General features: G+C 48.9%; 21 protein-coding genes. 20 read left to right on the top strand and 1 reads right to left on the bottom strand.

The window, feature by feature from the left end; genetic code table 11:
- The first annotated feature begins 55 nt into the window (after positions 1–55).
- The 13 genes from ndk (at position 56) to VJ374_RS09820 (ending at position 10,901) form a co-directional block, all read left to right on the top strand.
- Positions 56–472 carry a nucleoside-diphosphate kinase gene (ndk, locus tag VJ374_RS09880; protein ID WP_035407166.1) on the top strand — a complete coding sequence of 139 codons (417 nt, stop codon included), beginning with the start codon at positions 56–58 and terminating at the stop codon, positions 470–472.
- Positions 473–664: 192 nt separating this feature from the next.
- Entirely contained in the window at positions 665–1,441 is a 777-nt protein-coding gene (locus tag VJ374_RS09875; protein ID WP_329471046.1) for a CheR family methyltransferase, read from the top strand.
- A gap of 19 nt (positions 1,442–1,460) precedes the next feature.
- On the top strand, positions 1,461–2,615 hold the full coding sequence (gene aroC, locus VJ374_RS09870; RefSeq protein WP_035407171.1) for a chorismate synthase: 1,155 nt from the start codon (positions 1,461–1,463) through the stop codon (positions 2,613–2,615).
- Complete coding sequence (gene aroB, locus VJ374_RS09865; RefSeq protein WP_035407175.1) at positions 2,612–3,673, top strand: 3-dehydroquinate synthase; 1,062 nt, start codon at positions 2,612–2,614, stop codon at positions 3,671–3,673. The genes aroC and aroB overlap by 4 nt, the downstream gene beginning before the upstream one ends.
- A complete protein-coding gene (gene aroA / locus VJ374_RS09860; RefSeq protein ID WP_035407177.1) occupies positions 3,664–4,920 on the top strand; it encodes a 3-phosphoshikimate 1-carboxyvinyltransferase in 1,257 nt (418 codons plus the stop codon). The genes aroB and aroA overlap by 10 nt, the downstream gene beginning before the upstream one ends.
- 11 nt (positions 4,921–4,931) lie before the next feature.
- Complete coding sequence (locus VJ374_RS09855; RefSeq protein ID WP_231496842.1) at positions 4,932–6,218, top strand: tetratricopeptide repeat protein; 1,287 nt, start codon at positions 4,932–4,934, stop codon at positions 6,216–6,218.
- A 28-nt stretch (positions 6,219–6,246) separates the two neighbouring features.
- Positions 6,247–6,777: a ReoY family proteolytic degradation factor gene (locus VJ374_RS09850; protein WP_035407179.1), complete on the top strand. Its 531-nt coding sequence runs from the start codon at positions 6,247–6,249 to the stop codon at positions 6,775–6,777.
- A gap of 183 nt (positions 6,778–6,960) precedes the next feature.
- The gene (locus tag VJ374_RS09845) at positions 6,961–7,401 is read left to right on the top strand and encodes a DUF2487 family protein (RefSeq protein ID WP_035407181.1); all 441 of its coding nucleotides are present in this window, start codon (positions 6,961–6,963) and stop codon (positions 7,399–7,401) included.
- Positions 7,402–7,505: 104 nt separating this feature from the next.
- Complete coding sequence (locus VJ374_RS09840; protein ID WP_035396830.1) at positions 7,506–8,012, top strand: ubiquinol-cytochrome c reductase iron-sulfur subunit; 507 nt, start codon at positions 7,506–7,508, stop codon at positions 8,010–8,012.
- A gap of 3 nt (positions 8,013–8,015) precedes the next feature.
- A complete protein-coding gene (qcrB, locus tag VJ374_RS09835; RefSeq protein ID WP_012370658.1) occupies positions 8,016–8,687 on the top strand; it encodes a menaquinol-cytochrome c reductase cytochrome b subunit in 672 nt (223 codons plus the stop codon).
- A 40-nt stretch (positions 8,688–8,727) separates the two neighbouring features.
- The gene (locus tag VJ374_RS09830) at positions 8,728–9,519 is read left to right on the top strand and encodes a menaquinol-cytochrome c reductase cytochrome b/c subunit (RefSeq protein ID WP_035407183.1); all 792 of its coding nucleotides are present in this window, start codon (positions 8,728–8,730) and stop codon (positions 9,517–9,519) included.
- 45 nt (positions 9,520–9,564) lie between these two features.
- Entirely contained in the window at positions 9,565–10,176 is a 612-nt protein-coding gene (locus VJ374_RS09825; protein WP_329468757.1) for a DUF1405 domain-containing protein, read from the top strand.
- Between the two features lie 44 nt (positions 10,177–10,220).
- On the top strand, positions 10,221–10,901 hold the full coding sequence (locus VJ374_RS09820) for a zinc metallopeptidase (RefSeq protein WP_035407205.1): 681 nt from the start codon (positions 10,221–10,223) through the stop codon (positions 10,899–10,901).
- A gap of 41 nt (positions 10,902–10,942) precedes the next feature.
- Here the strand turns inward: VJ374_RS09820 and VJ374_RS09815 are convergent, their stop codons facing one another.
- Positions 10,943–11,830 (bottom strand): YitT family protein, encoded by an 888-nt coding sequence (locus VJ374_RS09815; protein WP_035407218.1) that lies wholly within the window; start codon positions 11,828–11,830, stop codon positions 10,943–10,945.
- Between the two features lie 170 nt (positions 11,831–12,000).
- Here VJ374_RS09815 and bshA point away from each other — a divergent pair, with 170 nt between their 5' ends.
- The 7 genes from bshA (at position 12,001) to dinG (ending at position 20,423) form a co-directional block, all read left to right on the top strand.
- On the top strand, positions 12,001–13,143 hold the full coding sequence (gene bshA / locus VJ374_RS09810; RefSeq protein WP_035407220.1) for an N-acetyl-alpha-D-glucosaminyl L-malate synthase BshA: 1,143 nt from the start codon (positions 12,001–12,003) through the stop codon (positions 13,141–13,143).
- Positions 13,130–14,263 (top strand): CCA tRNA nucleotidyltransferase, encoded by a 1,134-nt coding sequence (locus tag VJ374_RS09805; RefSeq protein WP_035407222.1) that lies wholly within the window; start codon positions 13,130–13,132, stop codon positions 14,261–14,263. The genes bshA and VJ374_RS09805 overlap by 14 nt, the downstream gene beginning before the upstream one ends.
- Positions 14,233–15,195, top strand: a complete 963-nt coding sequence (locus VJ374_RS09800) for a biotin--[acetyl-CoA-carboxylase] ligase (protein WP_329468756.1) — start codon at positions 14,233–14,235, stop codon at positions 15,193–15,195. Before VJ374_RS09805 ends, VJ374_RS09800 begins: the two co-directional genes overlap by 31 nt.
- Before the next feature lie 257 nt (positions 15,196–15,452).
- The gene (gene panB / locus VJ374_RS09795) at positions 15,453–16,292 is read left to right on the top strand and encodes a 3-methyl-2-oxobutanoate hydroxymethyltransferase (RefSeq protein ID WP_035407228.1); all 840 of its coding nucleotides are present in this window, start codon (positions 15,453–15,455) and stop codon (positions 16,290–16,292) included.
- Entirely contained in the window at positions 16,289–17,119 is an 831-nt protein-coding gene (gene panC, locus VJ374_RS09790; RefSeq protein ID WP_329468755.1) for a pantoate--beta-alanine ligase, read from the top strand. Before panB ends, panC begins: the two co-directional genes overlap by 4 nt.
- Positions 17,120–17,121: 2 nt before the next feature.
- Positions 17,122–17,505, top strand: coding sequence for an aspartate 1-decarboxylase (panD, locus tag VJ374_RS09785; protein ID WP_029341994.1), 384 nt, complete (start codon positions 17,122–17,124; stop codon positions 17,503–17,505).
- A gap of 101 nt (positions 17,506–17,606) precedes the next feature.
- Positions 17,607–20,423 carry an ATP-dependent DNA helicase DinG gene (gene dinG / locus VJ374_RS09780; RefSeq protein WP_329468754.1) on the top strand — a complete coding sequence of 939 codons (2,817 nt, stop codon included), beginning with the start codon at positions 17,607–17,609 and terminating at the stop codon, positions 20,421–20,423.
- Positions 20,424–20,428 lie beyond the last annotated feature (5 nt).

The raw sequence follows: 20,428 nt of genomic DNA, 5'->3' as shown, positions 1-20,428 counted from the left end.
AGTAAACTGACTATGTAAGCGCTTTTCTAAAAGCATTTCATAGGGGGAACTAGAGATGGAACAGACATTTTTAATGGTCAAACCGGATGGCGTAGAACGTGGATTGATTGGGGAAATCATCGGACGGATCGAACGCAAAGGATTCATCATTCGTGAAATGAAAATGATGAACGTCACAGAAGAACTCGCAAAAGCACACTACGAGGAACATGCGGAGAAACCATTCTTTGGAGAGTTGGTCACTTTCCTGACGTCAGGTCCTGTCGTCGCTTTGCGTGTTGAAGGGGCAGACGTCGTTGCCGTTTCTCGTTTGATGATCGGAAAAACAAAACCACTTGAAGCAGCACCTGGAACGATCCGTGGTGATTTTGCGAACACGATGAGTGAGAATGTCATTCATGGTTCAGACAGTATCGAAAGTGCGGAGCGTGAGCTTGGTCTTTGGTTTCAAGGACAGCCAGTTAATGTCTAATACATGAATAGTAGGACAAGCGGGGAGGGATTCGATTCAATCGAATCCCTTTTGTCGTATTCTTGTAAAACGGACTGACCGGATTGGTTAATTGCTTTTTGGAATGCCTATAGCTTTATGCTACTATAGAAAATAAGTTGAACCGGTCAAAGAGATGACCATTTGATATCGAGAGTGAGCGAGGTGTGCCAATTGGAAGATTACGAACTTTTCATTCAAAGATTCAAGATCAAATCAGGGATTGATCTCGGTCAGTATAAAGAAGCACAGATGAAACGACGGTTGACGGCGTTACGTGACAAAAAAGGGTACAGTACGTTTGCGTCCTATATGCAGGCAATGGACAAAAGTACCTCGTTATACGAAGAATTTCTAGATCGGATGACGATTAATGTCAGTGAATTCTTCCGTAATCCGATACGTTGGCAACAATTGGAGCAAGACATCTTACCGGTCTTGGAATCACGTGCACATGGACGAATTCGAACGTGGAGTGCTGCCTGTTCGACGGGAGAGGAACCGTATTCCCTAGCGATGATCTTAAGTGAACGACTCGATCCGTCGGCTTTTACGATTCAAGCAACGGATTTAGATGAGCTTGTCCTTGAAAAAGCGAAGCTTGGTCGATACGGAGCTTCCGCATTGAATGAGGTCGTAGAAGCGCGGAAAAAGCAATATTTCATGGAGCAGGAGCAGACATTCGAAGTTGTTCCAGAAATCAAACGACTTGTTCGTTTCAGTAAACATAATTTGTTAGGCGACCGGTACGATACCGGTTTTGATTTAATCATCTGCCGTAATGTACTGATTTATTTTACGGAAGAAGCGAAAGCACATGTCTATCGTTCGTTCGTCGAGGCCTTAAAACCAGGCGGTATTCTGTTCGTTGGAGGAACGGAACAAATTTTCCAACCAGAACGATTTGGATTAAAGATGAAACAAAGCTTCTTTTACGAAAAAATCGGTTGAACAGGAAGGGATGAAGCGAATGCGTTACATGACAGCAGGAGAATCGCACGGAAAAGGATTGACCGTTATCATTGACGGGATGCCGGCAGGACTCACGATTGATTTCGAAGCCATTCAGCGTGAAATGACGCGTCGTCAAGGGGGATACGGACGAGGTCGACGGATGCAAATCGAACAAGATCAAATTGATGCACGTGGTGGGATTCGCCACGGATACACGACGGGATCACCGATCAGTTTGTTCATCGAGAATAAGGATCATACGCACTGGACACAAGTCATGCAGGCGGAACCGCTCGAAGAAGAGTTAGAACGCCCACGGACATTAACGCGTCCACGTCCCGGACATGCGGATCTCGTCGGAGGATTGAAGTACGGTCATCGCGATTTACGCGATGTGCTGGAACGTTCTTCAGCGCGTGAGACAGCAGCACGTGTTGCCGTCGGTGCCTTCGCTAAACAATTACTGAATGAACTCGGAATTGAAGTATTCTCGCATGTACGATCGATCGGTGGGATTGATGCCCCTTGGAAAGATCCTGTAGAATATCAGGAAACCATTGATGCTTCACCTGTTCGCTGTGCCGACGAACTTGCAGGACAACGAATGATGGAGGAAATTGATGCTGCCAAAAAAGAAGGCGATACACTCGGCGGTGAGATCGAAGTCGTCGTGACGGGCATGATGCCAGGCATTGGATCCTTTACCCAAAACGATCTAAAGCTCGACAGCCGAATCGCGCAAGCTGTCATCAGCGTCAATGCGATGAAATCAGTCGGTTTTGGTGACGGGTACGAGCTCGGTCGTCGCAAAGGAAGTACCGTCCAAGATGAGATCGTCCATGATGCATCCGGATATCATCGACGGACGAATCATCTAGGTGGAATCGAAGGAGGGATGTCGACAGGGATGCCGATTCGTGTCCAGGTCGCGATGAAGCCGATTCCGACTCTCTATCGTCCCCTGCAATCAGTCGATATTGAGACGAAGGAAGCCTTCACGGCACAAATCGAGCGAAGTGATGCCTGTGCCGTTCCTGCCGCATCTGTTGTTTTAGAAGCCGTCGTTGCGTTTGAGATTGCGGTCGCCATCCTTGAAATGTTCGGAACATCAACGATTGATCGTCTTCAAGCTGCCGTTGCCGCTTATACAGAGGAGGTTCGAACGTTTTGATCGAGCTTGATATCCGGTTAAAAACGTCATATCCAGTATTTGTCGGAAATGGGGCATTAGCACGTTTATCGCATCTTTCGGCGCTGAACGAGGCGGATCGCATCTGGATCATTACGGATGAGACGGTTCGAGACTTGCACTTGCACACGTTGCAAGAGGCATTAGGGTCTATATCTCAATCAACAAGCATTCATGTCAGCACTGTGCCAACTGGGGAGCAGAGTAAATCACTTGCGGTCTACGGTTCTTTATTGGAAGAGGGAATACGTCATGGAATGACACGACATAGTATCATCCTTGCGTTTGGTGGTGGCATGATAGGTGATTTAGCGGGATTCGTTGCAGCGACTTTTTTGCGCGGCATCCCGTTCATTCAAATTCCGACGACACTCTTAGCACATGATTCGAGTGTAGGTGGAAAGGTCGGTTTGAATTTATCGCTTGGAAAAAACTTGGTCGGGGCATTTTATCAACCGAGCGGTGTCGTGTATGATTTAACGCTTCTTCAGACATTACCAGATCGGGAATGGCGGAGCGGCTTCTTTGAATTGGTCAAACATGGATTCCTCGCACGACCATCGTTTGCAGATACGTTACTCGATGTCTCGTTGGATACTATCAAAGGGCTTGATCTTGAAGACTGGCTCGCACGAGGGATTAACGTTAAACGGGATATCGTCGAACAAGATGAGACGGAGCAAGGGATGCGTGCCTTCTTGAATTATGGGCATACATTCGGGCATGCCGTTGAATATGCGAGCCTGGGTCTGTCGCATGGCGAGGCAGTAGGGATCGGACTCGTCTTCGTCAAGTTTTTGGAAGGAAATGAGGAACAGGCGGAACAACTCGGACGGTTGCTCCACCGTCTCGGAACCGGATTGCCGGACCGACAATCGTTCGAGACATATCTGGAACTGATGCGTCGCGACAAAAAGAATCACCAAACTACGATCCGATTCGTCCTTGAGAAAGAAGGACGTTTTGACTTAGAGGCAATCAGTGAAGAACGATTGCAACAAGCGTTCAATCAAACAATGAGGTGTTTAGAATGGGATTAAGAGGAACAGTACAAGTACCGGGCGATAAATCAATGACACACCGTGCTTTTCTGTTCGGTGGGATCGCTAAAGGAACGACACATGTCAGAAATGCACTCGAAGGAGCGGACTGTCTCGCTTCATTAGAAGCGATGCGAGCGCTTGGGGCACACGTCGAGCGAACAGCAGGAGAAATTCGCATCACCGGTACGGAAACGTTTCATGAAGCAACGATCGATTGCGGAAACTCGGGAACGACGATCCGTCTTTTAAGTGGGATTCTAGCAGGCGGTCAAGCAACGTATGTACTCGATGGAGATGCTTCCTTGCGCAGACGTCCGATGAAACGGATCACGGAACCACTTGCCTTGTTCGGAGCGAACATAACAGGTGAGACGGCGCCGCTTCACATTACGGGAACGCCACTTGTCGGAACGACGTATACGTTACCGGTCGCAAGCGCGCAAGTGAAAAGTGCCGTCTTACTCGCAGGTTTACATGCGACGGGCGAGACGACGGTCATCGAGCCGATTCTATCACGGGACCATACGGAACGGATGCTGCCGCAGTTTGGCGTTGACGTATCGATCGATGACTACGAAGATGGTCGACATATTCGTGTTCAAGGTCCTGTACATTTACAAGCGACGTCACTCGACATCCCGGGGGATCCATCGTCAGCAGCGTTTTGGTGGACGGCAGCAGCGATCGGGCAGGATAGTCGGATCACGACGACGCACGTCTTGATGAATCCGACACGGATCGGTTTTTTACAGACGTTGCGCCAGATGGGGGCAAGTGTCGAAATCGATCATCGCTCAGAAGATGGTGGAGAGGAGACGGCAGATGTGACCGTCGAGACGACATCGTTGCAAGCGACCACGGTCGAAGGTGAACAAATCCCTTCCTTGATCGATGAGATCCCGTTACTTGCATTGCTTGCGACGCAAGCAGAGGGACGAACGATCATTCGCGATGCGGAAGAGCTCCGTGTCAAGGAGACGGACCGGATCGAGACGGTCGTGACGGCGTTACGGCGTCTCGGGGCGAATATCGAGGCGACGGATGACGGTATGATTATCGAAGGACCGACACCTTTGCAAGCAGCGGAAGTCGACAGTGCAGGTGATCACCGACTCGCGATGATGTTGACGATCGCGGCGACAATCAACCCGGAAATTATAGTGCATGGACGCGAAGTAGTTGAAGTCAGCTACCCAACGTTCTATGATGATTTAAAGAAACTTCAATCCGACCGATCTGAGTAAGAAATAGGCGGATGACAGAAAGTGGGGCGTTTGCCTTGAATGAACAAGTATTGAATGGCATCATCGAAGAACTAGAACACGGTCATACCTCGGAAGCCTTAGCGACACTAGAACAACTCGAAAAGACAGGGACGGATGAGGATCGCCTCGCGGTTGCCGATCTCTATATCGAACTTGGATTATCAGACCGAGCAGTTAATCTATTGGCACCGCTTTACGTCGAATACGCAGGTAACGCCGGAGTCGCCTTGTTACTGGCAGAATGTTATATCGATTTGGACCGGGAAGAGGAAGCGATTTCTGTCCTTGAGCAGGTCGACACAACGGACATGGAATATGGTCCCCGTTCTCTCGTATTACTCGCTGACCTCTATCAGTCACAAGGTCTTGACGAAGTGGCATTAGCGAAGCTGAAGGAAGCACGTAATCTCGCTCCTGAAGAACCATTACTGGCATACGGATTAGCCGAGCTCTACATGACGCTCGGTGCGTTTGATCAAGCGGTACCACTATTCGCTGAAATCGCAGAGCGTCCAGAGTTACGTGCTGAATTGCCGCTCGATGCCCTGTACGCGGAATCACTCGCGATGACAGGACAATTTGAGGATGCGATTCCACTGTATGAACGTGCTGTCGCAGAACGTTCCGACTTGCATACGCTGTTTGGTCTTGCGATGACGGCTCACCGTGTCGGTCAACACCAAAAAGCAGTCGAGACATTCCAACAATTGATTGCGCAGGATCCAGATTATACATCAGCGTATGTACCGTACGCGGAAAGCCAAGCCGAACTTGGGCTGACGAAAGAAGCACTGAACGTCATCAAGCAAGGGATGGAGCGCGATGATTATAATGACGAGTTACGGACGATGGAAGCCTTATTCCTTCTCAAACTCGGCGATCGCGCAGGAAGTGTTCAAGCGTTACGTGAAGCACTCGCTTTAAACCCGGAATCAATCGTCGCAGCGGAACGTTTGCTTTCGTTACTGGCAGAAGACGAGGATCATGAAGCAATGATTGAGACGATCTCAGCCATTGAAGAACATGTCACGGCTCCGATTCTGACATGGTACCGGGCGCGCGCTTTATATGCGTTAGAGGAATACACGCAAGCGATGGAGAACTATGCGATAGTCGAAGGCGCATTCACGGAAGACGCGCTTTTCTTGAAAGAGTATGGTTTTGCACTCGTCGAGGAAGGACGGCGTGAAGAGGGACAACGTCTCTTACGACGCGCTGCACAGTTGACACCAGAGGATAACGAACTCGTCGACTATGTTGAACGAATGGATGGATGACTTCACGGGAGAAGGGAGTAGGATTGAGATGATAGAGAGAAAGCAGCGATTCTTACGCCGCATCTTGACCTATTACACGTTAAAGCGACGGGAAGCAAAATGGATCATCGATTACTGGTTGCGTAACGAGGCAAAACTCGAGCAGGTACACTTCGTTCAAAATGCGACTTTCGCTCCGAAAGCCATCATCATGACGACATATGGATTCGATGCGGAACCGTTTCTTTTTAAAAAAGGGGACGTCACGACGCTAGATCCAGAAAAAGCGTATCATGACATTCGTTTGACATCGGAAGATATCTACATCGAGCTAAACTTCCAAGGCATGATGATGGACGATGAATACTTGTCTTTACTGGAAGAAAATCCATTTCGTCCGGAAGTCGCTGTTGAACCGCGTTTAGCAGATGAAGCGACTCATTTCATCGCTGTCACGGTCAATCGACAAGAAGAAGAACGGTTGGTCCGATTGATCGATGAAGCACTTGATGCACGCGATCAACATCGATTCCACTCCCTTTCCGAACAGTTACGTCTCGTTCGAAATCAACTCCCTTAATCAAAGAACTCTATTGCTTATAACAGGCGATAGAGTCTTTTTCGTATGTGAAGATTTGTGCAAAATATGAAGAAAAATAGGGTGGAATTTCATAAAACGTTCACATTAAGAGAGCAGGAGGAAATGTGGATATGATACATTAAATGTGACGAATTGTAAGTAAGAAAGAAAGGGGGAAATGACTTGCGTTTCAAACCATCCGACGTACAGCGGACACGAAGCGAGCAAGCGTATATCGACACGCTAATCGTGCCTTTGCTTCCGATCGGTTTCGATGAGGCGATGCATGCTTATGCGGAATGCGCAGACATGACATTGACGGTGGCGTCCGAAGTCGAACGCCAGCTATCTGGACGGGCGTTGCTCTTACCTGCCATGACCTACATCGATGTACCGTCGATCGAACAGTTGGAAGGATGGCGTCAAGCGGCTGCTTCCGGGCAATTCCGTTTCATCACCTTCATCACCGCTGATTTAAGGTGGAAGGAGACTGCCGCAGAAGAGATTATCTACGTGCCACGTCTAGCTCTTGAGACGATGAGTCGTGACCAACAAGGTCAGATGGTCGGGAATTTTGTTGGACAAGTTCTCGAACAGTTAGGAAACCGTTGGACCGCGCTATGAAGCGGTTGACGCAATGATTTTATTAAGATACTATTACCATGTGAGAAATTTGTGTGAAGTACTGTCGTCTTGGGGCACAGCGTACATCACAAGGGGGGATCGAGATGGCTCAAAACGGGTCTAACGTAACACGTCGTCAATTCTTGACGTATACATTGACAGGCGTCGGCGGTTTCATGGCTGCGACAATGGTCATGCCGATGGTCAACTTCGCAGTTGATCCAGTCCTGAAGAAATCAGGAGCAGGCGATAAAGTAAAAGTAATGAAGTTGTCGGATATCACGACAGAACCAAAACGGGTCGACTTCAAGAAACAAACGCAAGATGCGTGGTATGAGTTCGAAGAAACGTTGTCGGCTTGGGTGTTCAAAGATGATAAGGGAGAAATTTTGGCCCTTTCACCGATTTGTAAACACTTAGGTTGCCAAGTCAGCTTCGGCGCAGATCCAACGCACCCGGAGCAATTCTATTGCCCATGTCACTTCGGACGGTATACGAAGGATGGCACGAACGTACCTGGTACGCCTCCAACGAAACCACTCGATGAGTATGAAATGCAACAGAAAGATGGTTACCTCTACCTTGGTAAACCAGTCGAAAGAGGTGCGTAAGCGATGATGCAAAAAATCTATGATTGGATTGATGAGCGCGTTGATATTACGCCGCTCTGGCGAGACATCGCCGATCATGAAGTACCGGAGCACGTCAACCCGGCACATAACTTTTCAGCTTTCGTTTATTGTTTTGGCGGATTGACGTTCTTTACGATCGTCATCCAGATTCTTTCGGGGATGTTCTTGACGATGTATTATGTACCGGACATCATCAACGCACACGCGTCCGTCTACTATCTACAAAACGAAGTCGCACACGGACAAATCGTTCGTGGTATGCACCACTGGGGTGCGTCTGTCGTTATCGTAATGTTGTTCCTACATACATTACGTGTCTTCTTCACTGGTTCATACAAAAAACCACGTGAATTGAACTGGGTCGTCGGAGTTCTCTTGTTCTTCGTCGTCTTAGCTCTCGGTCTGACAGGATACCTATTGCCTTGGGACATGAAAGCGTTGTTCGCGACAAAAGTTACGATTCAGATTGCTGAAAGTATCCCGGTCATCGGTGGTATCGCGAAGACCCTCCTTGCGGGTGGAGAAATCGTCGGCGCAAGTACAATCGCTCGATTCTTTGCGATTCACGTCTTCTTCCTTCCTGCAGCATTGTTCGTCTTGCTCGGGGCCCACTTCATGATGATCCGTAAACAAGGGATCTCTGGACCACTTTAAACCGACTATCATCTAGACAACAAAAAAGGGGGAGAACACGATGCATCGTGGTAAAGGAATGAAATTCGTCACCGATTCACGGGTGTCGATCAATAACCGGATGCCGAACAAGTCAAAAGACTATTCGGAATATCCAGGTCGAACGGAAGCGTTCTGGCCGAACTTCTTACTTCGCGAATGGATGGTTGGAGCGGTCTTCTTGATCGGCTTCATGACTCTGACAATCGTAGAAGCAGCACCACTTCAAAACATTGCCGATCCGACGAATACGTCGTACATTCCACTTCCGGACTGGTACTTCCTATTCCTCTATCAGCTCTTGAAATACCAATTCGCTGCAGGTCCATACATCTTGATGGGAACAGTCATCCTTCCAGGTCTTGCGTTCACAGCACTTCTCGTCGCGCCATGGCTCGACCAAGGTCTTGAACGCCGTCCTGCGAAACGGCCAGTCGCCGTCAGCATGATGCTCCTCGCAGTCGTCTCGATCGTCTTCTTGACATGGGAATCTGTTCAAACGACACACTGGGATACCATCCACAAGCAAGGTGAGTTGACGATGAACGAAGGACCAAAAATTGATACATCGGCAAAAGGATACGAAATTTATTCGAACCAGTCATGTGTCAACTGTCATGGTAAGAACCTCGAAGGTGGAGCAGCAGCTCCAGCGCTCGTCGGAACGAAAAAGACTGAAAAAGAGATTTATGATATCGCAGTCAAAGGTGTCGGTTCGATGCCGGCTGGTCAGTTCAAAGGCTCAGATGCCGATCATAAAGAACTTGCGAAATTCATCGCTTCATACGGTGAAGGCGGCGAAAACAATAAATAAGCCAAAAGCCGGGGGAGCAATCCTCCGGCTTTTGTCGATGATGAGGTGAAACGATTGCAAGGAATATTTACTTTACTCCGTCATAAAGCCGTGCTTTGGATCGTCGGATTGATCAACTTAGCAGGCACCTTATACGGCTACTACTGGTATGAACCACAACTCGCGACATCGAAGTGGTACTTCTATCCGTTCATTCCGGATAGCCCAACCGCATCGCTGTTCTTTACGATCATCGTTTTTCTATGGATTTTCGGACGACGTTCCCGCTTGTTTGAAGCGCTCGCATTCGTGACATTGATCAAATATGGTGTCTGGGCGGTCGTCATGAATGCCTTGATGTTGAACGAACTCGGCACATCAAACGCCTACTTAACAACGATGGCACTGATGCTGATGGTGTCGCACGGAGCGATGGCGTTTCAGGCGTTGTTATTCAGTCCTTTGATGACATTTCGCGTCAAGGAGCTTGTTCTCGTTGCGATTTGGGTCGTTCATAACGATGTCGTCGATTATGTCCTTGGGCAATGGCCCCGCTACCCGGCGCTTGCAGAGCACATCAAATGGATCGGATACGGTTCTTTCTGGTTGACTGGATTATGTCTTTTGATGGGATATCTGTTTGTCGCACGCGATTCAATTGACAATAAGGTCGCTTGAACATAAAATAGACCTATAAACAAAAAAGAAAGGAACGATGTCTCGTGGCAAACTATTTGATTTATCTCGCGATCATCATGATCGTCCCGATTTGGGCTCAGATGCGGGTGCGGAGCACCTATAAAAAATATCAAGATGTTCCGATTCAGAGTGGGGTGACAGGAGCACAGGTCGCTGACTTCATCATGAAGCAGAACGGGATTACGAACGTCCGGCTAGAGCCGATTGGTGGAACGATGTCCGATCATTATGATCCGACAAATAAAGTCGTCCGGCTTTCAGAAGACGTCTATTACGGTTCGACGGTCTCAGCCGTTTCGATTGCGGCACACGAAATTGGTCACGTCATCCAAGATGCGACGGATTATAACATGATGCGTGTCCGGCACCGCATTGCACCTGTCGCCTCAATCACGTCGAACTTATCGTTCCCTCTATTGTTGATTGGTCTATTCGCTGGGTTCACTGGTCTTGCGATGCTAGGTGTCGTCCTGATGCTTGGAGCGGTCATCTTCCAACTCGTCACGTTACCGGTCGAGTTCGATGCTTCGAACCGAGCAATGGCGCAATTGACAGATCACGGAATCATCGACGCGGAAGAAGAACGTGGTTCACGCCGTGTCTTGAACGCAGCCGCTTGGACATACGTCGCGGCAACACTCGTTGCCGTCGCCGAGTTCCTTCGTCTCGCACTAATCGTCTTCAACCCGTCAAGTGATGACTAAAACGAAAAACACGGATCGCTCAAACGAGCGATCCGTGTTTTTTACGTTTCTTTGATCGGAATCCGATTCTCATCGAACGTGAAACCTTCCCCCGTCACCTCATAGACATCATGCAAGGTGATGAAGGCATGCTGATCGACACTTTTAACGAGTGTCTTCAAGCGATTGATCTCGTTTCGAGCGACGACGACATATAATACTTCGAGGTCGCGTCCCGAGTATCCACCCTTCGCAATCAGACGGGTCGTACCTCGGTTCATCGTCGCATGGATGCCGTCCGCGATCTCCGTCCGGTGGTCACTGATGATCATCGCCGCTTTACCAGCGTAAGTGCCTTCTTGCATCCAATCGATGACACGGGCACCGACGTAGACGGCAAGTAACGTATACATTGCCTGCTTATAATCGAGATACGTCAAAGAAGCAACGATGACGAAGAAGTCAAAGACTAAGAACGTTCGACCGATCGACCAACCAAAGTAGCGTTTCGTCAGACGAGCAATGATATCGACACCACCCGTCGTTCCGCCATTGTTGAAGATGATTCCGAGTCCCACCCCGATGAACACACCTGCAAACAGGGCAGCAAGGACCATGTCTTCTCGTAAATCAATCACGAGTGGTGAATACTTCGCAATCACTCCGTACCAAAAGGAAAAACTGAATGTACCAATCAACGTATAGACGAACGTCGTTCGCCCTAAAATCTTATAGCTGACGAAAAAGAGAGGAACGTTCAGCACTAAGTTCGTGATCGATGGTGATAACCCGAACAGTCCTTTTAGAATCAGCGTGATTCCGGTGAAACCGCCCTCTGCCAATTCGTTTTGGACGTTAAAATGATAAATACCAAAAGCAAAGATGAATGACCCGACTAAAATCCAGAGAATGTTCTGAACCCGAATCGGAAACTGGAATGGAGGTGCCATTTCCGTGTGCTCCTTTCAAATCAAGACTCTTTCTCTAGGGTAACGGCACGGTCGGAAAAAGACTAGCTTTTCCTACGAAAATCAGTCGAAAAGTGATCAGTATGGTCATTCTGATCGATATTGCTTAGAATAGAGACGAATAGAAGTCATAAAGAGAGTGTGGTTTTATCATGAAAAAAGCAATTGGGATTCTCTGTTATCCATCAGTCGGCGGTAGTGGGGTTGTCGCGACTGAACTTGGTATGAAGCTAGCAGATCGTGGACATGACGTTCACTTCATTACATCGAGCATGCCGTTTCGGCTGACGGAATATCGACCAAACATCACGGTCCATTTGGTTGAGGTCAACCAGTATTCTGTTTTTAAATATCCACCCTATGACATTACGTTAGCGTCAAAAGTCGCAGAAATCATTGATTTATTCGATCTCGATGTGATCCACGCCCATTACGCTGTTCCGCATGCCGTTTGTGCAGAACTCGGACGAAACATGGCGAAGAAAAAAGGCGTCGCCGTCGTCACGACATTACATGGAACAGACATCACCGTCATCGGTCAGGACTTAGAGATGCAACCGGCCATTCGGTATGGTATCGAACAATCGGATGCGGTCACGGCTGTTTCTGAGAGTCTTGCGCTTGAGACGAATGCGACACTTAACGCCCATTACGACATCGATGTCATCGCGAACTCGATTGATGAGAGTGTCTATTATCCGATGCGGGATGAACGATTGAAGCGGCATTACGGTATCGAATCGGATGAAGTCGTCGTCATCCATATCTCGAACTTCCGACCGGTCAAACGAATTGACGATACAGTCGCGGCATTCGCAATCGCGGCAAAAGATCGGAAGATGCGTCTGTTGCTCGTCGGAGATGGTCCAGAGATGGGACAAACGAGACGTCGTGCGAAGGAACTTGGCATTGACGACAAAGTCATTTTCGCTGGTAAACAGGAACATGTCGCGCAGCTGCTCGCCATCAGTGACATTCATGTGTTGCTGTCGGAAAAAGAAGCGTTTGGACTCGTCGTCCTCGAGGCGATGGCAATTGGTGTCCCAAGTGTCGTCTCGACAGCGGGTGGATTACCAGAAGTCATTCAGGACGGCGTGACAGGATATATCGTTCCGACTTACGACGTTAAGGTCGCTGCGGCGCGCATCGGTGAACTTGCGGATGATCCGTTGTTACGAGAACGGATGGCAGAAGAGGGTATTCGCGATACTCGTCGTCGTTTTGATTCGAATGAGATCGTCCGTCGTTATGAACAAGTCTATGAACGGGTGTGTGCGCGTCATGAACTTGCTTGAAGGCGCGCATCATATCATTCAGACGATCGAACAAGCGGGTGGTGAGGCTTATATCGTTGGTGGTGCCGTTCGCGACATGTTACTCGACCGGACACCAGGAGACTATGATTTAGCGAGTTCGATGTTACCGGAACAGATCATCGACTTATTCCCTGTCGTCATTCCGACAGGGCTCGAGCATGGAACCGTAACGGTTGTTCTCAACCACGTACCGTACGAAATCACGACGTTCCGCTCGGAAGCAACCTATAGCGATCGTAGGCGACCGGATGCGGTGACGCTTGGCGTTAGTTTGGAAGAGGATTTGACCCGGCGTGATTTTACGATCAACGCGATGGCACTCAGACCATCCGGACGTGTGGATTTGTTCGGCGGAGCGCGCGACATCGAAGAGCGGATCATCCGCACGGTCGGTGAACCAGTCGAACGTTTTAATGAAGATGCACTCCGTATGATGCGGGCGTTCCGCTTTATGAGTCAACTTGATTTTTCGCTTGAGGAGACGACCGAGCAAGCAATCTTTGAACTCGCTCCGCATCTAGAGGCCGTTGCGATTGAGCGGATCGCGACCGAGTTTGAGAAGCTCTTACTTGGTCCAGGGAAACAGCAGGCGTTACAGGCGATGCTCCGGACAGGGATCGAACGCTATCTACCCGGCATGACTTCAGAAATCGTCGAGAGACTCGCCAAGCAATCGTTTCGGGGTGTTTCAAAGGATGCCGTCTGGACACTCGTACTTGATGCCGGTCTAACGCGCGATCAATTGACACGCTGGAAACGATCGAAACATCAAATGCAGCTCGCTGTGCGTTTAGTCCCTCTGTTATACCGACCGTTACAGGACTGGGATCGTTATCAATTGTCGGATGAAGAACTGGCGATTCTGCGGGAGATGACTGGAATGGATTATCCGGATCGATCGGATTTACCGATTCGCGGTCGCAAAGAGCTCGCTGTTGACGGAAAAGACATGATTCGTCTTGGTCTTCGAAAGCAACAGATTAAAGAAGCACTCTTGCACTTGGAGTACAGCGTCGTCATACGGTCTTGTCCAAACGACCGAACGGTATTGATGAAGGAGGTAGAGCGATGGCACACACAGTCCGAGAACAAATCTTGATAGCACTGCGCAAGCGGACGTGGTATTCCGGACAGGAATTAGCGGAGACACTAAATATTTCACGTACCGCTATTTGGAAACATATGCAAACCTTAAAGGAAGAAGGATACCAGATCATCTCCAATAAAAAACAAGGCTATCAATTGGTCGATGAAGGTGACTTGTTGACACCGATTGCAATTGAGCACGGATTAACAACAGTGCGTTTCGGTCGACACATCCTTCATTTCGAAGAACTGGACACGACGCAACGGATCGCACATGAACAAGCTCAACAGCAGGCGCAGGAGGGAACACTCGTCGTATGTGATCATCAGACGAATGGTCGCGGACAACTGGGACGGACTTGGCATGAGGCGAAGAATGAGGGAATCGCGATGAGTTTGCTCGTCCGTCCAGATGTACCGATGCACCAAGCGGGACAACTGACGCTCGTAGCAGGTATTGCGCTTGCGCAGTCTCTCCGGACATTCGATGTTCCGGTTACAATCAAATGGCCGAATGATATCTTGATCAACGGTCGCAAGGTAGCTGGCATCTTAACAGAGATGCAGACCGAGGCAGACCGGATCAGTTCAGTCATCATCGGCATCGGAATCAACGTGCATCATGAACAGTTTCCGGAAGGGATTAAAGATCGTGCTACCTCACTTGTCCGAGAATCAGGAAGAACTTTCCGACGTGCGGAAGTCGTCGCAGCTTTTTTGAATCGATTTGAACGACTATATACGCAGTGGGTCGAGCTAGGGTTCGGACCTTTCGTATTCGAATGGGAAACACTCGCTGATCGCCTACATGAACAAGTGACGCTACGGACACGTCAAGCGACCGCTTCCGGAACATTGCTCGGTATTGACGAGACGGGAACGATCCGGATTGAGACGGATGCAGGCGAGACCCGTTTCCATTCGGCAGAGCTGATTTACTGGTAAAAAGAATGAGGGTTTGAATCAGACGGTTTGCAGAGAGCTTTTCCCGTCATGTATAATAAAACCACGGATGGTATCCGCTCGTCGGAATCATACCGAATCGACAGGTGCCAGTTTTAGCTGTTTCAACTGCCTTGATCTTAACGGACAGGGACAGAAGGACGATATTCAATTATTCCGCCTTCTTTTCCGCATGCGTTTATTTTGGAGAAGAAGGCGTTTTCCTTTTGTCCTCCCTACACACGTAAGGAGAGAACACGATGCACACAATGGGTCCATTATTAAAAAAACAACAAGCTGGAGAGAAGCTCGTCATGTTGACGGCGTATGATTATCCTTCAGCAAAATTATCAGAGGCAGCAGGGGTAGATATGTTACTCGTCGGGGACTCCCTCGGAAACGTCATCCTCGGCTATGACTCAACGATTGCCGTCACGGTCGACGACATGGTCCACCATGCGCGTGCTGTTCGCCGTGGCGCACCACAGACGTTCATGATCGTCGATATGCCGTTCGCAAGTTATCATGGTTCATTTGATCGCACGCTTGAATCAGCGGCCCGTATTTTCCAAGAATCACAGGCGGATGCTTTGAAACTAGAAGGGGCAGGGGAGATCTTAAAAACGATTCGTCGTTTGACGGACGCTGGGATGCCTTGCGTCGCACATCTCGGACTAACACCACAATCCGTTGGAGTTCTTGAAGGATTCAAGGTCCAAGGGAAATCACTAGAAGCAGCCGAACAACTGATTGCAGATAGTTTGGAAGCAGAGCGTGCCGGAGCGAAAATGCTTGTCCTTGAGTGTGTGCCGCATCCGCTCGCGAAACGAATTCAAGAGCTCCTCTCGATTCCCGTCATCGGCATCGGAGCCGGTGCAGATGTCGCCGGTCAAGTACTTGTCTATCATGATATCTTGACGTATGGCGTCGGACGTTTACCGAAGTTCGTCAAAGCGTATACGGACTGGAATACTTCAGGAACAGAAGCAATCGCTGCTTATGTCAAAGATGTCAAAGCCGGTGCCTTCCCTGAACTTGCACATTCGTTCCAGATGGACGAGGAACTAATCGGTGCGCTTTATGGAGGAAACAAGGAATGAAGATTGTTCAAGATATTCAGACGTTACGAGAACGTCTAGCGGGAGCCGGTTCAATCGGATTTGTACCGACGATGGGATTCCTGCACGAAGGGCATGCCTCATTGCTAAAACAAGCACGACAAGAGAATGATGTCGTCGTCTTAAGTATTTTCGTCAACCCGACACAATTCGGACCAAACGAAGATTTGGATCGTTATCCACGAGACGCGGAACGCGATCAGAAAATCGCGGAAGTAGAAGGGGTCGATTATCTGTTTTATCCGACGAACGAGACGATGTATCCGCTGGATATGGCCCGTGTTACGGTTCGCTCCGGTGATGATGTCTTGTGCGGCGCATCGCGACCAGGACATTTTGACGGTGTCTTGACGGTCGTCAGTAAGCTGTTGAACGTCGTCCGTCCAACCCGTGCATATTTCGGCTTAAAGGATGCACAACAGCTCGCCTTGATCGAAGCGTACGTCGCTGATTACTTCGTTCCGGTTGAAATCGTCCGTTGCCCAATCATTCGCGAAGCGGATGGTCTAGCGAAATCGTCACGAAATGTCTATCTTTCGGAGACGGAACGCACGCAAGCACCGGGAATTCAACAGGCGTTGCAACAAGCGAAACAAGCACTCGATCAAGGAGTGCCTGTTGAAAAGGTTCTCGAACAGACGCGCGCAGCACTTCAATTTGAGGGGACGACGATTGATTACGTCGAAGCTGTCGACTATCCATCACTACGACCTGCCACTGAACAAACGACTACGATTCTCTTAGCTGTTGCCGTGCAGTTCGCATCGGCACGCTTAATCGATAATTTACTATATACGAGAGGAGTATGACGATGTTACGCACATTCATGCATGCTAAACTACACAAGGCCCGGGTCACCGAGGCAAACTTACACTACGTTGGGTCGATTACGATTGATGAGGATTTACTCGATGCTGTCGGGATCCTTGAAAATGAAAAAGTCCAAGTGACGAACAATCAGAATGGTGCGCGGATTGAAACGTATGCGATTAAAGGGGCTCGCGGCTCAGGTGTCATCTGTTTGAACGGTGCTGCAGCACGCCATTTTCAAGTCGGAGATGAGGTCATTATCATGGCGTATGCGCAATTGTCGACGGAAGAAATTGCGACACATGTCCCAAAAGTGGCTGTTCTAAATGAGCAGAATGACATCAAACAAATGTTGTCTCAAGAAATCGCCCACACGATCTTATGAAATTTTAGAGACCCGATTATGTCAGCGGGTCTCTTTTTTGTTAAGATGAAGAATGAGATGCCATCCAATCATGGATAGGATGGATTAAAGGTGGAGGATCAGTGTTGAAGAAAAAATACGTCGTAGTCGACCTGGAAACGACAGGTCATTCCATAAAGGCTGGCGATGAGATGATTGAGATCGGAATGGCGGTCATTGAAGATGGACAGTTGACAGAACAACTGTCTGCCTTCGTCCGTCCGACCCAACCGATTCCTCCATTCATTTCCCAGTTGACGGGCATCACGGATAAAGATGTCAAAGATGCCGAGACGTTCGATGTCATCGCACCACGAGTTTTATCATTGCTCGATGGTGGCGTCTTCGTCGCACATAATGTGCAGTTCGATTTAAACTTCTTAAACGATGCGTTAGAAGAAGAAGGATACTTGCCGTACACAGGTCCCGTCATTGATACGGTAGAACTTGCGCGAATCTTACTTCCAACAGCAGAAAGCCATGCGTTGTCGCATCTGTCAGAATCATTGCATCTTGCTCATCAAGAAGCACATCGGGCAGGAAGTGATGCTTCGGCGACGGCTGAATTGTTACTTGAACTACTCAAGCGACTACATACGTTGCCGCTCGAGACATTAAAACATCTCAGACGGTTATCACCACGTCTATTTAGTGCCATCGAAGAGGAAATCGACCATGCGATTCGTTTAGTCGGCATCGAAGAGGATGAGCGATTCGATCGTTTTCGTAAAATCGCTTTGAAAAAGCGTCAGACAATAGAACGTTTGTCACATCCGCCCATTCTTGAACCGTTCGGACCGTTCGTTGATGAATTGAATGCCGTGACGTTCCCTCGTCTATTTGAAGGATATGAAGAACGGCGTGGGCAGCTCGAGATGATGCGTCATGTCTATCAGTCGCTCGATCAAGAAACGCCGTTACTTGTCGAAGCGGGAACAGGGACCGGGAAATCGCTCGGTTATCTCGTGCCTGCAGCGCACTACGCGCTCGAACACGAAGTGCCGATTGTCGTCAGTACACACACGATTCAATTACAGGAGCAACTGTTTGCGCGTGATTTACCGCTATTGCGTCAATTGTTCGATACGCCGGTCCAGATTGCATTGCTTAAAGGACGAAGTAACTATATCGATTTACGGAAATTCGAGTTTTTCTTGAATGATCAAGAGGATGTCTATAACTTTACGCTCGCAAAAGCGATTCTTCTCGTATGGTTGACGGAGACGGAAACAGGAGATTTAGAGGAAGTCAGCTTACCGGGTGGTGCAGCGCAAGGCAATATCGGAATCAAGCAATTGATTCAATCCGATAGTCAATCGCAGCTTGGACGGTTTGATCCCTGGTACAGTCGGGACTTCTTCCAGCATGCGATTCGCCAAGCGAAAGATGCGACGATTATCGTCACGAACCATGCGTTGTTGTTTAGTGATCTGCAGTTCGAAGCAGGGGTCTTACCGAAAGGAAGCCCGTTGATTCTCGACGAGGCACACCAAATCGAAGAAGTCGCGAGCCATCATTTTGGTCTCGTTTTTGATGGTCATACGTTTGATCGTCTGTTCCGCCAACTCGGGTATTCATCTGACAAAAAATTATTGCACCGTTTGCTTGATCTGTCGGAAGAATGGGATATTGCCGAGATGGTTGAAGCCCATAGTGAGACGGTCGATGAAGCACTGACGACGTTGCTCGAAGAAGCAGACGGCCTACTGATGATCGTTCAAGCATATGGGCTCGAACTGGCTTCCCGCAAAGCACGACGGGAAGGAATGGTCAGCATTCGCTTTAAGCGACTCGATCGTTCGATGCGTGCCGTCCAAGAGAGTGCCAAGCGGGTTGAATTGGTGTTGCGACGTTTGCGTCAAGCAATTCGTGCGATTCATAAACTGTTCCATGAACATCGGGAGCAAATGAGTTATCGGGAGCGTTCGCTCGTCGCGGATTTAAAAGCGATCACGGCACAAATCGAAGAAGCAGAGCTCGCGATCTTCGAGACGATGCTTGCTCCGCACGATGAGACGGTATCTTGGATCGAGACGTCCGTTAAGAACCGGAAGCTAACACGCGTATACACACAACCAATTGACATTTCAGAGCGATTACGACGCGATGTCTTTTCAAAACGCACGTGTATCCTGACGTCTGCGACGTTGACTGTCTCGAACAAATTCCAATTCATTGAGAACCGATTAGGACTCGATGCTTTTGATACTCGTCGTTTCGTTGTGCCGTCGCCGTTCGGATATGCCGATAATGTGCGACTGATGATTCCGACGGATCTCCCACTCTTACAGGATGTGCCATTGCCAGAATTCGCGGAGACGATTGCGGAAGCAATCTTACAAATCGCAGAGGTGACGGAGGGACGGATGCTTGTCTTATTTACCTCGAACGACTTGCTACGACTGACGCATGAGGCGACGAAGCCGTTGCTGCCAGACCGGTTTACATTACTCTCGCAAGGGGTCACGCAAGGTTCACGGCAACGACTGATGAAACAGTTCAAGCAACTCGATGCCTGTATCTTGTTCGGGACGGCTAGTTTTTGGGAAGGGGTCGATATCCCGGGAGATGATCTCAGTTGTCTCGTCATCGTCCGCCTACCATTCGCGCCACCAGATCAACCAATTGTCCAAGCACGCTCGGAACGGATCGAAAAACTCGGAAAATCATCATTTTTCGAATACAGCCTACCGCAAGCAATCATTCGCTTTAAACAAGGGTTTGGTCGCTTGATCCGGACGACGAACGATCGTGGTGTTGTCTTCGTGCTCGATCGCCGGATTGAGACGACGCGATACGGAAAACGATTCGTTACGAGTCTGCCGAAAGTGCCTGTTTTATCAAAACCGCTTGATGAACTGACCGCAGAACTTGAATTGTTCTTGAATGATGGCGATTGAGTCTA

The organism is Exiguobacterium sp. 9-2 (assembly GCF_036287235.1).
GTDB lineage: Bacteria > Bacillota > Bacilli > Exiguobacteriales > Exiguobacteriaceae > Exiguobacterium_A.
This window is presented reverse-complemented; position numbering and strand designations above follow the sequence as displayed.

Excerpts from the sequence above, each read along its gene's own strand:
- ndk (WP_035407166.1), top strand. The coding sequence starts at position 56 with ATGGAACAGACATTTTTAATGGTCAAACCGGATGGCGTAGAACGTGGA.
- aroC (WP_035407171.1), top strand. The coding sequence starts at position 1,461 with ATGCGTTACATGACAGCAGGAGAATCGCACGGAAAAGGATTGACCGTT.
- aroA (WP_035407177.1), top strand. The coding sequence starts at position 3,664 with ATGGGATTAAGAGGAACAGTACAAGTACCGGGCGATAAATCAATGACA.
- VJ374_RS09855 (WP_231496842.1), top strand. The coding sequence starts at position 4,932 with ATGACAGAAAGTGGGGCGTTTGCCTTGAATGAACAAGTATTGAATGGC.
- VJ374_RS09850 (WP_035407179.1), top strand. The coding sequence starts at position 6,247 with ATGATAGAGAGAAAGCAGCGATTCTTACGCCGCATCTTGACCTATTAC.
- VJ374_RS09840 (WP_035396830.1), top strand. The coding sequence starts at position 7,506 with ATGGCTCAAAACGGGTCTAACGTAACACGTCGTCAATTCTTGACGTAT.
- qcrB (WP_012370658.1), top strand. The coding sequence starts at position 8,016 with ATGATGCAAAAAATCTATGATTGGATTGATGAGCGCGTTGATATTACG.
- VJ374_RS09830 (WP_035407183.1), top strand. The coding sequence starts at position 8,728 with ATGCATCGTGGTAAAGGAATGAAATTCGTCACCGATTCACGGGTGTCG.
- VJ374_RS09815 (WP_035407218.1), bottom strand. The coding sequence starts at position 11,830 with ATGGCACCTCCATTCCAGTTTCCGATTCGGGTTCAGAACATTCTCTGG.
- bshA (WP_035407220.1), top strand. The coding sequence starts at position 12,001 with ATGAAAAAAGCAATTGGGATTCTCTGTTATCCATCAGTCGGCGGTAGT.
- VJ374_RS09805 (WP_035407222.1), top strand. The coding sequence starts at position 13,130 with ATGAACTTGCTTGAAGGCGCGCATCATATCATTCAGACGATCGAACAA.
- VJ374_RS09800 (WP_329468756.1), top strand. The coding sequence starts at position 14,233 with ATGGCACACACAGTCCGAGAACAAATCTTGATAGCACTGCGCAAGCGG.
- panB (WP_035407228.1), top strand. The coding sequence starts at position 15,453 with ATGCACACAATGGGTCCATTATTAAAAAAACAACAAGCTGGAGAGAAG.
- panC (WP_329468755.1), top strand. The coding sequence starts at position 16,289 with ATGAAGATTGTTCAAGATATTCAGACGTTACGAGAACGTCTAGCGGGA.
- panD (WP_029341994.1), top strand. The coding sequence starts at position 17,122 with ATGTTACGCACATTCATGCATGCTAAACTACACAAGGCCCGGGTCACC.